The following is a 12,936-nucleotide window of genomic DNA, read 5'->3' on the forward strand; positions in this document are numbered from 1 at the left end:
CGGTCGTGCAAAAAGTCGTGAGCACGCTTCGCTTTGCCCGGGCTAGCTCTCCACCTCAAACCTCATCCCCGCGTGCTCCCGCAAGCGCCTGATCAGCTTGTGCTGCATCGCCGCGCCCGGCGTCCAGAGACCGGGTGGGACATCAGGCGCATCGCGCAGCAGGCAGATCGCGCATTCCGAGATCATCCTGGCCGTTGACGCGTAGCCAGGATCGAGATCGCCCTTCACCGCAGTACGAAACTGACGGCCATCGGGCGCAATCGCGATATAGAGCAGGTCATAATGACCGGCGTCGCGCTCTTCTTTCGATGGTCCCTCGCCGGGCTTGAGCGCCTCAGGGCCGGTCTTTTCGCTGTTGGCGGCCATAACGAGCTTGGCATTGGCCTGCCCCTCGTCCCCCGCCCCCGTCAGCACCATCTCGTCGTAGACGAAATCCCGGCCGTAAGGGAATCCCATCAGCATGTTGGAACGGTGAACGTTGCGCGTGTTCAGCATCGCCATTGCGAACGGCGCGGACCAGGATTGCAGATCCTCCTCGAAAACAGGCTTGTTGCCGCGCGGCTGCTTCGGCCCTTCGAAGCCGGGCGTGAATGCGAAGGGGTCCTTGAGGATCGACACCAGGCTGAGATCCTGCGCAACCGCTTCGAAGGTGACCCTTGCGCTGGCGGACGTGCCGCCGGAAAACTTCCAGCTGAGGTCGCGGACCCGCCCTTTGACGCGCGGCGCCGGTGCACCGAGCACGCGCCTTGCTTCCTCCTGGACAATGAACGCACCGAGCTCGAACGGCATGGAATCGAAGCCGCAGGAGAACATGATGCGCGCGCCGCTCGCCTTGGCGGCCGCCTCGTGCCTGTCGATCATCTGCTTCAGCCAGATCGGCTCGCCGCAGAGATCCATGTAATCGGTGCCCGAGGCGACGCAGGCGGCGAGCAGATCGGATCCATAAAGCTGATAGGGACCGACAGTTGTAACGACCAGCTTCGCCTGATCGACCATGGCCCGCAACGATGCCGGATTGGCGGCGTCCGCTACAATCAGCGGCGTGTCAGCGGGAGCGCCGATCACATCGCGAACGGAGGCAAGCTTGTCTCTGCTGCGCCCGGCAAGCGCCCAGGTCGGCGCACCCTCGCCAACGTAATGCGCCGCGAGATATTCAGCCACGAGCTGACCGGTGTATCCGGTCGCACCGTAGACGACGATGTCGAACGTCGCGGACATCGATCAGCCCCTTTCGGAAACGCGGAGCTTAAGCTTCCACCTCGAACGTCAGCCCGGCATTGTCCCGCAGCCGCTTGATCAGCTTGTGCTGCATCGCCGCACCCGGCGTCCAGAAACCGGCCGCGACATCAGTCGCGTCACGCAGCATGCAGATCGCGCATTCGGAGATCATCTTCGAGGTCGAGCCATAGCCGGGATCACGATCGCCGGTCACACCGGCACGAACCATGCGGCCGTCGGGCGCGATCGCGACATAAAGCAAATTGAAGAGCCCGTTCTCGCGCTCCTCCTTCGATGGCCCCTCGCCCGGCTTCGGCGCGCTCGGGCCGGTCTTCTCGGCATTCGCCGCCATCACTCGCTTGGCGTTGGTCTCGCCCTTCTCGCCGGGTCCGGTCAAAACCATCTCGTCGTAGACGAAGTCCTGGCCATAGGGAAAGCCCATCAGCATGTTGGAGCGATGGACGTTGCGGGTGTTGATCAATGCCATCATGAACGGCGCGGCCCAGGAATTGAGATCCTCCTCAACCAGCGGTTTGTTGCCCCTCGGCTGCTTCGGTCCGGTGAAGCCAGGCGTCAACGCGAACGGATCGTTCAGGATCGCGACGAGGCTCATGTCCTTGGCAACCGCATCGAAGGTGGCCTTCGCGCTCGCCGCGGTGCCGCCCGAGAGCGTGCCGCGCATATCGCGCACGCGGCCCTTCACGCGCGGTGCCACAGCGCCGAACACGCGCCTGGCCTCTTCCTGGACGAAGAACGTACCGAGCTCGAAAGGCACGGAGTCGAAGCCGCAGGAGAACACGATGCGCGCGCCGCTCGCTTTCGCAGCCGCCTCGTATTTGTCGATCATCTGCCGCATCCAGATCGGCTCGCCGCAAAGATCGAAATAGTCCGTACCATCAGCAACGCAGGCAGCCAGCAGTTCCTCGCCATAGAGCTGATACGGACCGACCGTCGTGATGACAGATCTCGTCTGCTCTGCCATTGCCTTCAGCGAGGCCGCATCGGACGCATCCGCCACGATCAGCGGCGTGTCTGCGGGCGCGCCGATCGCGCCGCGCACTGACTTCAGCTTGTCGAGGCTGCGTCCGGCCATCGCCCATTTGAGCTGCGTGTCGTTCTTGTAATGCGCCGCCAGATATTCGGCGACGAGCTGACCGGTAAAACCGGTCGCGCCATAGACGACGATGTCGAATTTCGCAGAGCTCATGGTCGTCCCTTATTTCTTCGCCTTTACTTCTTCGCGTAACTCACGCCCATGCCGGCACGGACGTCGCTTTGAATTCCATAGGGCGGGATCGGATAGCGCAGGCCGTTTTTGGCCAGCGCCTTCATGCCTTCGATTGCCTTGGCGAGATGATGCGGCTTCAGCGCCATCAGCATCTCCTCATCAGGCACGCCGCCATAGCGCCGTTCGGCATAGCATGGCAAGGACAGGCTGGGCTCGCCTGATTTCAGCGCCCGCCCCCAGGAATCCGCGCACGCGGTCTCTCCGACCACGCCCCATTCGAACTTCTTGTAGCCGGTATATTGCAGCCCGTTGATCAGGATGATCATCTGGCCGGGCGTCGCGTAGACGAGACAGATGTCGGGCGGATCGAGCCGGCCGCTTGCGAGCGGGCTGACCGCGAGCGCCTGATACTGCCCGAACGGGACGACGTCCAGTGCCTCCTGGCGCTTGCGCGCATCCTCCGCCGTGCCATGCCACACTCCGACGTAGTTTTCGCCGGCGAGCCATTTCTCGTCCCGGGGTGCGAGGCCGATTACGGCGCGGCATTGGTTGCCGACGAGATCGTCACCGGTGATGCCCACGGTCCAGCCGAGCCGCGAGGCCATGCTGACGATCTGGTCGGTGGTGTGGACCGCATTCGGCCGCCGGATCTTCGGGACCGCCTCCATGTCTTCGGCGCGCGCGAACAGCTTCATGCCGATCACCGTGGTTTTCAACCGCAGCAGATTGTTGAGATCGGCCACGAGGCCGGCAAGATCGATCCTGTCTGCACTCTGCTGTTGCACGAAAGCCTCCCGACGGGTCGTTTGCGTTTCTGCGATCTGTTCTAGTCCTTGCCAGGTCCCGGAAGCAACTCGCTGGTCCTGCCCATGAGGCGGTAAGCCAGAAGGCCGATCCACTCGCGCACGGCCACATCGGTGCGGCCGAGACCGTCCGCGCTGATATTGGTGAAGGAAAACAGCTCGTCGCGCCCGCCCATCCGCCAGTCGACCGGATAGGCTTCGACGTCAAAGCCAGCCTTGCGGAAAATACCCATCGAACGCGGCATGTGGTAGGCCGAGGTGATGAGCAGCCAGCGCTCGCCCGGCTTCGGTGCCACCAGACGCTTCGTGAAGACCGCGTTCTCGTAAGTGTTGCGCGAGTCCCGTTCCACGACGAGGCGCTCTTTTGGGATGCCGATGCTTTCCAGAATCGGGACCGAATAGTCGGCCTCTCTGGCGTGGGTCGAGATCAGGTTGGCTGAGCCTCCTGTGAAGACGATACGCGCATTCGGATAACGGCGGGCAAGCTCGGCCGGCGCCAACAGGCGATCGGCCGCATGCAAAACCACCGGCGTTTGGTGCGCCGCCGACAGATCGGTATCGACGGAGCCGCCCAGCACGATGATGCCGTCTGGCGCGCCGCGCGACGGATCCCACGGCGGAAAGCGAGATTCCAGCGGATAGAGCAAGAGATTGCCGAGCGGCGAAAATGCGGCGAGCGCGAGCAGGACCAGCGTGGTCGCGGCCAGCTTCCGGCCGATCCCGGCAAAGCGCGTTGCCATCAGCACGACCGAGATGATCCCGAGCTCGACCAGAAGATTGAGCGGCAGCACCGCGGCGCCAAGCGTCTTGGAAAGAACGAAGAACAGGAGAAACCTCGCTGAAATGATCGTAGCTGTGACACGTGGGCTTGACCCGCCCGCTTATCTTCAGAAATCTTCTTGGAAGAGGATCGATTGCCGGGTCAAGCCCGGGCATTGCAAGTTCTCAAGCGCTTTCGGATGAAAACGACTGGACACCGCGAATGACCCATCACCACCTGCATGCGAGCGCCGAAACCTGCCATTGGGGCTTCTTCGAAGCGAGGCTCAAGCCTGTCCTCACCGTCGCAAGTGGAGACGAGGTCACGGTCGACACCATCAGCGGCGGGCCTGAAGTGGTCCCTGACCGCAGCCGGTTTCACGTTCCGCCCGAGATGTCCGAGGTGCATGCGAAATCCGATCGGATGGTGCCAGGTCACATCCTCACCGGGCCGATCGCGGTGGACGGTGCCGAACTCGGCGACGTCCTCCAGGTCGATATCCTCGACGTCCAGCTTCGGCAGGATTGGGGCTGGAATCTGATCAAGCCGCTAGCCGGCACCCTGCCCGACGATTTCCACGAGACGCGACTTCTCAACATCCCGCTGGACCGGGAGCGGATGGTCGGCCGCATGCCTTGGGGCCTCGACCTGCCGCTGAAGCCGTTTTTCGGCGTGATGGGCGTGTCGCCGCCCCCTGCCTGGGGCCGCATCTCCTCGCTCGTCCCGCGCGCCATGGGCGGCAACCTCGACAACAAGGAGCTCGGCGCCAGCGCGACGCTCTATCTGCCAGTGTTCGTCCCCGGCGCGATGTTCTCCTGCGGCGACGGCCATGGCGTGCAGGGCGACGGCGAGGTCTGCGTCACCGCAATCGAGACCGCGCTCTCGGGCCTCTTCCGCCTGACGCTGCGCAAGGATTTGCGGTTCTCCTATCCGCGCGCGGAGACGCCGACGCACTACATGACCATGGCGATGGACCCCGACCTCGACCAATGCGCGATACGAGCGCTGCGCGACATGATCGCTCTGCTCGGCGAAACGCGAAACCTCTCCCGCGAAGACGCCTATACGCTGTGCAGCCTCGCGGCCGATCTGCGGGTGACCCAGACCGTCAACGGCTCCAAGGGCATCCATTGCATGATCGAAAAGGCCATCGTGCACGGCTGAGTCCGGACGAACCTCCTGCCCCGCTGACGCCACGCGCCGCCCGCAATCCGCGCGGCGCGCCGGCGCGCGTCAACTTTTCTGAGCGATTCCAACGCGCTGTGCCACCGATAAAGCCCGGATTTGACTTCTACCCCTGAACCTAAATAGAGTCTTAATCGTTACTTTTATGTACCTGAGTAAGAGGCTAGCGTTCGGGCCATGGCCACCGAAAAAGCCGAGACTGACCGCATTCCCGTAACTTTGGCGCTCTCGACCATCACCTATCTGGAAAAGCTGGTGAGACAGGGCACCCACGGCACCAGCGTTCCCGGCGTCGCACGGACATTGATCGAGGAAGGCATCCGTCTCGCCATCAAGGACGGACTTTTGTCGATTCGCGACAATGGCAGGACGTGAGCGTGCGACGAGCGTGAAGCGGACGGAGCTCGAGCGACTGATGGCCAGATGTCGCAACCTGGGACCGTTACAAATGCCTGTGCTCTCTCCGACCTGGACCAACGAACGAATTGAACTGCTGAAGCAACACTTCGAGGCCGGCCTGTCCTGCCGCGAGATCGCCGCCGACATCGGCGTCAGCCGCAACGCCGTCATCGGCAAGCTGTCGCGCCTCAATCTTACACGTGGTCGCTCGGTCGACGAGCGCAGGCTGCAGGACAGGGCTTCCGCCCCACGCGCGCCAAAAGCGGTGCCCCGGCTGCAATTTGAAATGCTCGCCACGATCTACGGCGAAGCGGACGCGGCACCCGTGACTGGGCCGATCGACGACACCAACCGCTGCTCACTGATGGAGCTCGACGAGACTCGCTGCCGCTGGCCGATCTCGACGCCCGGCGCGGAGGACTTTTGCTTCTGCGGCAATTCCGCGAACGACGGCCAGCCCTATTGCACCGGCCACAGCCGCATCGCCTATCGGCCGAACTCCCGCGCGCGCGTCATGCGCTGATAAGGCGTGTGCCTTCTCCCCACAACGAAAAACCTCCGGCAGGGCACTACCGGAGGTTTCTGGAGGCTTAGCGTGAAGCTAAGAGCCGTGACTTTCGAAATCGGCTGAACCCTATATAGCTGACCAACTCAGGTAAGTAAATAAAATTGGTGGCGATCGAATCGCATAGCTCGTCTTCGTCGCCCGCGGAGGAGATTTCTGATTTACAAAATCAGCATTGATCAAGAAAAAAGCCCCGGCGGTTGCCCGCCGAGGCTCTGATCGAACTGACGCGATCGATGATCAGAAGTTGCGCTGGGCGCGCAGCATCATCGTGACCGAGTTCTGGTCCTTCAGCTCATACACCGCAGCCGGCTTGGCAGCGGTTGCGATCGCCGGAGCAGTGATCGAGCCGGCGTACTTCTGATCCAGACGCGACCAGCTCACGTCAGCCGTGAACGCCAGGTTCTTGACCGGAGTCCACACGGTGTTGACGCCGAGAACGCTGAAGTTGAAGTCCGGGTTACAGGTTGCACCGGCTACGGCGATCGTCGCGAAGTTGGCGCAGATCAGGGTCTTGCCGGTCGAGCCATAGCTCGCCGAAGCATAGCCACCGTAAATGGCGCTCGCCCAGTTCGGGCTCCAGTTGTGGGTGTACCCACCGCGGACGCCCCAGGTCTTGACGGTATCGATGCTGGTACCGGTTCCGAAGACGCCGTCTGCAAGACCGGCGAAGCCGATGCTCTGATACGCCGAGCTGCTGCCGCCGAACATGAAGAAGCTCTGCGGGAACAGGCTCTGGAAGTTGTAGCGTGTCGCACCGTCCGTATAGACGGCCTGCAGGTTGATGGAGTCGCCCGCACCGGTCGGGATGTTCTTGATCGACAACGAGCCCTGGACAGCCCAGCCCCACTTGTCGCCGGGATGACCGCTGGGTTCCGTCGCGCCGTAATAGCCGGCATGGATGTCATGGCCGACAACCGACAGCTGGGCCAGACCCCAAGCCTGATCAACGCGGACCGCACCAATGATGTCGGGTGAACGTGTTCCACCCCAAGAGTTGGCACCATAGACACCGGTCACGAACTGAGCGGCCGTACCGGACGATACGTTCCAGAGATTCGACTGGCCGTTCGACGCCGACGTTTCGTCTTCCAACGCGAGCGAACCGGTGATGCCCTGGCCGAAGTCAGCCGTATAGGCAACCTGGTTCACGCCGTTGACGTGGTTGGAGCCGCCAGGAATGCTGTCGGGACCGCCAGCCGGATAGCTCTGCCACGGGGCGTCGAAGATCGAGACCGTGCGGCCGAAGGTAAAGCCGGCGAACTGGATGAACGCGTGGTAGAGACCGAGCGAAGCCGAGCTGCTCGAGATCGCCGACGGGTTGCTGCCGGTGACGTTGGACGTATCATAGGTGAAGACCATGTCGGCATAGGTCCGCACAACGCCGTATTCGGTCGCAGTGCGGGTATCGACGTTGAGGTCCAAACGAGCGCGGCTGTAGTAGTAGTTGGTCAGGCGGTTGTTCGACCCACCGTTCGCAGAGCTCGTGCTGTTATTGAAGCCGTAGTCGCCGGCGCCGCCGAGAATCGCGTCAGCGCGGACGTAACCACCGAACTTGATGCAGGTGTCGGTGCCCGGCATGTAGTAGAAACCCGCACCGTACAGCGAGCAGATCTTCACGTATTCGACCGCCTTGGCCTTGACCGGAAGATCAGCCGCCTGAGCTCCACCGACGGCGATCAAACCCGCCGCAGTGCCGAGCAAAAGGCTCTTCACCACTTTCATTTAAAACCTCCAAGTTGCTCATTTTACGGAGACCGGACCGCAAGGCCCCCCAGATCCCCGTCTCTTCATCAAATCCGCTCGGCCGCTTCGCGCTTTCGGACGCACCTGCTTGAGACGCGAGGGACGTGAGCGAACCACCTGCAACGGGACGATCGAGAACCCCCCACCGTCACGGATCAATATGCCTGCACCATTCCGTTAATCAAAATAGTTTATTAGATCAGCTTTGTTGTTTCACTATCCCTGTGTCTGCGGCGCAACACCGGAGATGGGCGAAAATGCTGACCCGCTCATATTTGTAATTTCCGTGACACAATTACCCTGCTCTGCACTTGCGTCAGGGCAGACTTGCGTGGACTATGCCCGCCGCGAAAACTGGCGAGAATGAATCAGCTTGCGGGAGTGACGCTGTGTCAGCGACGAGGAAAGAAGGGGCGCGCCTCCGCTCCGCCGGCAATCTCGATATCATCAGGCGATTCACCTGGGAGATATCCTCGATCAACATGTACCTGGAGGAGCTGCGTCAGTTCTGGGCCAGGACGCTCGGCATCAGCGGACCGCAATGGCTGATCCTGATGGCGATTTCCGATCTCGACAAGGACGATGGCGTGCCCGTCAACGTGGTGTCCAAGCTGCTTCACGTCGACCCGTCCTTCGTCACCACCCAGTCCAAGCTGCTGGAGAAGAAGGGTCTCTTGCGCCGCCGCCCCTCACCGACCGACGCCCGCGTGGTGCGGCTGTCGCTGGTCGAGAAAACGCAGAAACACATCGCGAGCCTCAACGAGCAGTACAAGACGATTCGCGAATTCGTCTTCCAGGAGTTCGACGAGAACGAGCTGACGGAATTCACCGCCAAGCTCGCGACGCTGAAGAGCCGGCTCGAGAAGGCCTGCGTCAGAATCTCCCTGGACTTCTGAGGCGATTCTCGGCTCGAAGGCCGCGCTCAGATACGCTTGCCGGTGGCGCCGAGCTGGGATTCGAGCCAGTCGAAGATGTATTCGTTCGCAAGGCTCGGATTGTCGGCATGCGCCTGTGCCGCGCCGGTCTCCGCTGCGGTGAACACTTTCAGCACGATGTCCGAGCTGCCGAGCCGGGATTTCTGCACGATCTGTTGCGCCCGGTCGGCCTCGAGCCAACCGTCCTCGCCCAGCGTGATCAGCACCGGGCATTCCGCGCTTGAAGCCATCAGCGGCGCATGCGGCACCGGGACGATGCTGAGGTCTCTCATGGCGAAACGGCTGGCAAAGAACGACCGCTCGTGCAGATCCCAGAGACCGCCATCGCAAACGGCGGCAGCAAACCGCGGCTCCTGCAACACGGCGCGCGCGACGAAGGATGAGCCCCACCCGTCGGCCACGATCGCAACGCGATCGAAATCGACATCGCTGCGCAGCTCCAGGTAATCCATGACGCTGGCAATCGAGCTCTCGATATCTCGACGCTGCAGCAGCACGTCCACGTAATCGTCGCGCTCGTCGCCCAGCAGATCGAGCGCCAGCATCGAGAAGCCGCGCTCGCGTGCATGCGGGGCCAGCTTGACCAGGAATTCTTCCTTGCGATGCCCGGGCTCGCCGATGCAGATCACGGTCGGTGCGCGACCGCTCGCCGCAGGCGCGGGCAGGAAATAGCCCTGCAACGAATGCCCTTCGACCCACGGGATTGTCACGACTTCGCCGGCAGGCCCGCGCGCCGTGAGGAAACGGCGAGCGCATTCCTGCATCGCGAGCACCGCGACCCAGCGGCGCTCGTCGGCGGGATCGAGCGGCATCGCAGCCGCGCCGTAATAGTTCATCGCGCGCAGCCAATTGCGCTGCGCGGTGACCATGTGGCCTTCCGCGAAGGCCGCCTCGGCACGGTGCCTGTTGGCCTGGGCCAGCTTCTTCCACTCGCGATGCCAGGACTGTTCGTCGCCGCGCTTGAGCTGCCGCGCGATCATCAGGCATTCGGCGATGGTGGCGCCGCCCTCTTGTGCCGCGGTCAGCAACCGGGTGAACTCAGCGGAGATATCCTCTCTCTCCGGGCAGAGGATGAAATCGTCGGAGAGGCATGCGGGTATCATCGGAGCGGCGCTCTATAGTGGCATTACCCCTGATTCACTAAACTATTTTAGTTCACCGACCAAGCTGCGGCAGGCCGAATGGGACCCGAACAAGATCACCATCGCTTGAACGCGGGAATATCATTGCATGAGTCACATTCCGTTGCGTCATAAGGTCATTAAGATAAGCAAGGGGCGGCCACAAATCCCGAGTAAAATGTGTTGCCTACCCCTTGCGATGACGATGATCATGCCTACCTACGCGCGCCGTTATCGACCGCCTCCGCCAAAGCGCGTCAGCCAAGCCGCCAGCCGACCTCCTGGGTAAAGCTTTCGTAGAACGCGCGGTCATAGGCCTGCTCGGGCGTCGCGCGGACACGCTCGTCGAGACGCTTTGCGTCATCCCCCACAAGTATGCGCCACCGCTCTGCCTTGACGCCATCCAGGATGATCTTGGCAGCCTGCGCAGCGGTCGTCGGTGCATCCTCGAGGAAGCTGCGGGCGCGCTCGGTGAACACCGCCCGGATGTCCTCGTCCGACATTTTGTCAGCATCTGGCACACCGGCCGCGACCATGCGTTTGCGGGTCAGCGCGACCTCGTCGGCGTTGAGACGCTCCGAACCGTCGCCGCTCTGCACCTTGCGCGAATTGGAGACGATCGAGGTGCCGATATGGCCGGGCATCACCACCGAGCATTTGACATGCGGGGCGTGCAGGCGGAGATCGTTGATCAGCGCTTCGGTGAATCCCTTCACCGCAAATTTCGCCGAGCTGTAGGCGGTGTGCGCCTGGCCCATGCCGATCGAGGCCCAGAAGCCGTTGACGCTGGCGGTATTGACGATGTGGGCTTCGTCCGCCGCAACCAGCATCGGCAGGAAGGTGCGGACGCCGAGATAGACGCCGCCCCAGCAGATGTTGAAGGTGCGTTCCCACTGCTCGCGCGTGTTGGTGAACAGGCTGCCGCCGCCGCCGATGCCGGCATTGTTGAACAGCAGATGGATCTTGTCCGTCTTCTGCTGCTCGGCGAGCTCGTCGCGAAAACGCTTGAGATGATCTTCGATCGAGACGTCGGCGACATGGGTGGTCACGCGCAGGCCCTGCGGAAGCTTCTCGACCTCGCACAGCCGCTTGGTCTCGGCCATCGCGGCTTCCGACACGTCGCACATCGCAACGTTGCAGCCCTCGGCCACGAGCTGCCGCGCGAGCTCCCGCCCCATGCCCGTGCCGCCACCGGTGATGACTGCGATCTTTCCAGCAAATTCCTTCATGGGACTTTCGGCCCCTCCCCTTGTCGGACTGTTTCTTCGTCGTTGGCGCGCCGCGCATGCGACGCGCGCAAAATGTAGCAGCGCCGCATCCGCAGGTAAAAGCGGATCGGCGCTGTGTCTCGACATCAGTTATTTCGGCGTGCGGACTATTCGGCTGCCTCGATCTGCGGCCCGTCCAGCGCGCCGAGCGCATCCAGCGCCTTGCGGGTCGCCGCCTGCTGCGCGGGTGAAGCCTCCGGCATTGGCGCACGCGGATAGGTTCTGGGCAGGCCCTGCAGCGTCTGCGCGTAACGCGTGCAGGCCGGCAGATTGTCGGCAATGATCGCGTTCCACAGTGTCAGCAGCTTCTTGTGCAGCTCGAGCGCGCGCGGATGGTCGCCCGCCTTCACGGCATTCCACAGCGCCACGGAAGCATGCGGCGCAGCGGTCAGGATCGCGGCGATCGAGCCGTGGGCGCCGAGCGTGTAGGACGGATACATCAGCGCATCGACCGCGCTGTAGATCAGCTTGTCCGGCGCCATCATCATGAGGTCCGCGAACAGTTTTAAATCGCCCGCGCTCTGCTTGACGCCGACCACCAGCGGCACTTCGGTCATGATCCGCGTCAGCAGCGCCGGCGACAGGTATGACCACGGCACAACATTGTAGATGATGATGGGCATGCCGGTTTCTTCAGCCATGGCGCGAAAATGCGCCACCATCGCCTCGTCATCCGGCTTGAACAGATAATGCACCGGCGTCACCTGCAGGGCCGCGACATTCATGTCGCGCACCAGCTTGCCGCGGCGGATCGCATCGCGCGTGGAATCGACGATGATGCCGGCAATGACCGGAATGCGTCCGTTCACCGCCTCGACCGTCGCGTCGATCAGGTCGCGATATTCCTCGTGGTCGAGCGTGTGACCCTCGCCGGTCGAACCACCGGCCGCGACCCCATGTGCACCAGCACCGATCATCCAGTCGACCTGGGGCGCAACGAGCTTGTAGTCGATCTCGCCGTCTCTCCGAAACGGTGTCGTCATCGGCGGGATCACGCCGGTCGGTCGTGCCTTCATGGTCTGCCCTCGCGTTTCCAAAACCCTCGTGGCGGCCCGCTCTCTCGGCGGGTGTCCACGAGAAGCCTATCGGCTGCGCGAGACCTGAGAAGCGCTGGCGGCGCGAAGCTGCCCCTGAAATCCAGCATTCCTACGGATCGATTCCCCTGCGGTTCCCGTATTTGTCCGGCTTCGGTTCAGGAGCAATTTTTTTACAATCCGAATCGTCAAATGGGGCACTGGGGCGAGCAGGCCCGGCCGGCGTGTCGTTTCCGACACAGGCTGTGGCACTCGGCTTGCATCCTCCTCGTGGTCGAAACTACCGATGAGGTGACTGGAATGTTCATAACCGTCGTTGCCGTGCTCTGCCGGCTTGGCGCTGCTGCCTCGGGCAGCTGCGTCGAGGAAATCGTGACCGACAGCAACATGACGCCCGACATGTCGATGATGGCATGTGCAGTCGGTGCACAGGCCCCGCTCGCAAAATGGATGGACGAGCATCCGATCTATCACGTCAATTGGCGCCTCGAGCGCTACAAGTGCGTGCCGGGTCACTACGAGATCAAGGGGCACGCCTAAGGCCCCGCAAAACTACCGATACCGAGGAGACGCCCCCCGGGGGCCGCACCGTCCCTCCGCGCGGCACGACCGGCGCCAAGGTCTCGCAGCACCAAAGTCTCGCGCGAGGCAGCGCGCAGCGTGACACCAGTCAC

13 protein-coding genes are annotated in these 12,936 nt (G+C 62.6%); 5 read left to right on the top strand and 8 right to left on the bottom strand.

What is annotated here, in order from left to right; all coding sequences use genetic code 11:
- Window positions 1–42: 42 nt before the first annotated feature.
- The 4 genes from XI06_RS26195 to XI06_RS26210 are packed head-to-tail and all read right to left on the bottom strand — an operon-like array spanning window position 43 to window position 4,040.
- Entirely contained in the window at window positions 43–1,218 is a 1,176-nt protein-coding gene (locus XI06_RS26195; RefSeq protein ID WP_237861798.1) for a saccharopine dehydrogenase family protein, read from the bottom strand.
- Between the two features lie 28 nt (window positions 1,219–1,246).
- Window positions 1,247–2,425, bottom strand: a complete 1,179-nt coding sequence (locus XI06_RS26200; RefSeq protein WP_271606877.1) for a saccharopine dehydrogenase family protein — start codon at window positions 2,423–2,425, stop codon at window positions 1,247–1,249.
- Between the two features lie 23 nt (window positions 2,426–2,448).
- Window positions 2,449–3,231: a DUF169 domain-containing protein gene (locus XI06_RS26205; RefSeq protein WP_271606878.1), complete on the bottom strand. Its 783-nt coding sequence runs from the start codon at window positions 3,229–3,231 to the stop codon at window positions 2,449–2,451.
- A gap of 41 nt (window positions 3,232–3,272) precedes the next feature.
- Window positions 3,273–4,040 carry a YdcF family protein gene (locus XI06_RS26210; protein ID WP_271606879.1) on the bottom strand — a complete coding sequence of 256 codons (768 nt, stop codon included), beginning with the start codon at window positions 4,038–4,040 and terminating at the stop codon, window positions 3,273–3,275.
- Window positions 4,041–4,231: 191 nt separating this feature from the next.
- On the opposite strand from XI06_RS26210, the gene XI06_RS26215 reads away from it, so the two are divergent.
- From XI06_RS26215 to XI06_RS26225, 3 genes are all read left to right on the top strand, one after another.
- Window positions 4,232–5,173, top strand: a complete 942-nt coding sequence (locus tag XI06_RS26215) for an acetamidase/formamidase family protein (protein WP_271606880.1) — start codon at window positions 4,232–4,234, stop codon at window positions 5,171–5,173.
- 198 nt (window positions 5,174–5,371) lie between these two features.
- Entirely contained in the window at window positions 5,372–5,569 is a 198-nt protein-coding gene (locus XI06_RS26220) for a hypothetical protein (RefSeq protein ID WP_007603456.1), read from the top strand.
- A 73-nt stretch (window positions 5,570–5,642) separates the two neighbouring features.
- On the top strand, window positions 5,643–6,116 hold the full coding sequence (locus XI06_RS26225) for a GcrA family cell cycle regulator (protein WP_237862559.1): 474 nt from the start codon (window positions 5,643–5,645) through the stop codon (window positions 6,114–6,116).
- A gap of 282 nt (window positions 6,117–6,398) precedes the next feature.
- Here the strand turns inward: XI06_RS26225 and XI06_RS26230 are convergent, their stop codons facing one another.
- The gene (locus XI06_RS26230) at window positions 6,399–7,883 is read right to left on the bottom strand and encodes a porin (RefSeq protein ID WP_237861787.1); all 1,485 of its coding nucleotides are present in this window, start codon (window positions 7,881–7,883) and stop codon (window positions 6,399–6,401) included.
- A gap of 410 nt (window positions 7,884–8,293) precedes the next feature.
- Here XI06_RS26230 and XI06_RS26235 point away from each other — a divergent pair, with 410 nt between their 5' ends.
- Complete coding sequence (locus tag XI06_RS26235; RefSeq protein ID WP_237861786.1) at window positions 8,294–8,800, top strand: MarR family winged helix-turn-helix transcriptional regulator; 507 nt, start codon at window positions 8,294–8,296, stop codon at window positions 8,798–8,800.
- A gap of 26 nt (window positions 8,801–8,826) precedes the next feature.
- Here XI06_RS26235 and XI06_RS26240 read toward each other — a convergent pair whose 3' ends face one another.
- The 3 genes from XI06_RS26240 to XI06_RS26250 form a co-directional block, all read right to left on the bottom strand.
- Window positions 8,827–9,942 carry an alpha/beta hydrolase family protein gene (locus tag XI06_RS26240; RefSeq protein ID WP_237873902.1) on the bottom strand — a complete coding sequence of 372 codons (1,116 nt, stop codon included), beginning with the start codon at window positions 9,940–9,942 and terminating at the stop codon, window positions 8,827–8,829.
- Window positions 9,943–10,217: 275 nt separating this feature from the next.
- The gene (locus XI06_RS26245; protein WP_271606881.1) at window positions 10,218–11,189 is read right to left on the bottom strand and encodes an SDR family NAD(P)-dependent oxidoreductase; all 972 of its coding nucleotides are present in this window, start codon (window positions 11,187–11,189) and stop codon (window positions 10,218–10,220) included.
- Window positions 11,190–11,335: 146 nt separating this feature from the next.
- Window positions 11,336–12,244 carry a dihydrodipicolinate synthase family protein gene (locus XI06_RS26250; RefSeq protein ID WP_237861779.1) on the bottom strand — a complete coding sequence of 303 codons (909 nt, stop codon included), beginning with the start codon at window positions 12,242–12,244 and terminating at the stop codon, window positions 11,336–11,338.
- 318 nt (window positions 12,245–12,562) lie between these two features.
- On the opposite strand from XI06_RS26250, the gene XI06_RS26255 reads away from it, so the two are divergent.
- Complete coding sequence (locus XI06_RS26255) at window positions 12,563–12,802, top strand: hypothetical protein (protein ID WP_237861777.1); 240 nt, start codon at window positions 12,563–12,565, stop codon at window positions 12,800–12,802.
- The last annotated feature ends 134 nt before the right edge of the window (window positions 12,803–12,936 follow it).

Origin of the sequence: Bradyrhizobium sp. CCBAU 11434 (assembly GCF_028128895.1) — a bacterium.
Taxonomy (GTDB): Bacteria; Pseudomonadota; Alphaproteobacteria; order Rhizobiales; family Xanthobacteraceae; genus Bradyrhizobium; species Bradyrhizobium zhengyangense.

What these genes read in the sequence shown, in the direction of transcription:
- XI06_RS26230 (WP_237861787.1), bottom strand. Translation starts at nt 7,883, where the DNA reads ATGAAAGTGGTGAAGAGCCTTTTGCTCGGCACTGCGGCGGGTTTGATC.
- XI06_RS26225 (WP_237862559.1), top strand. Translation starts at nt 5,643, where the DNA reads ATGCCTGTGCTCTCTCCGACCTGGACCAACGAACGAATTGAACTGCTG.
- XI06_RS26220 (WP_007603456.1), top strand. Translation starts at nt 5,372, where the DNA reads ATGGCCACCGAAAAAGCCGAGACTGACCGCATTCCCGTAACTTTGGCG.
- XI06_RS26245 (WP_271606881.1), bottom strand. Translation starts at nt 11,189, where the DNA reads ATGAAGGAATTTGCTGGAAAGATCGCAGTCATCACCGGTGGCGGCACG.
- XI06_RS26200 (WP_271606877.1), bottom strand. Translation starts at nt 2,425, where the DNA reads ATGAGCTCTGCGAAATTCGACATCGTCGTCTATGGCGCGACCGGTTTT.
- XI06_RS26215 (WP_271606880.1), top strand. Translation starts at nt 4,232, where the DNA reads ATGACCCATCACCACCTGCATGCGAGCGCCGAAACCTGCCATTGGGGC.
- XI06_RS26195 (WP_237861798.1), bottom strand. Translation starts at nt 1,218, where the DNA reads ATGTCCGCGACGTTCGACATCGTCGTCTACGGTGCGACCGGATACACC.
- XI06_RS26250 (WP_237861779.1), bottom strand. Translation starts at nt 12,244, where the DNA reads ATGAAGGCACGACCGACCGGCGTGATCCCGCCGATGACGACACCGTTT.
- XI06_RS26255 (WP_237861777.1), top strand. Translation starts at nt 12,563, where the DNA reads ATGTTCATAACCGTCGTTGCCGTGCTCTGCCGGCTTGGCGCTGCTGCC.
- XI06_RS26240 (WP_237873902.1), bottom strand. Translation starts at nt 9,942, where the DNA reads ATGATACCCGCATGCCTCTCCGACGATTTCATCCTCTGCCCGGAGAGA.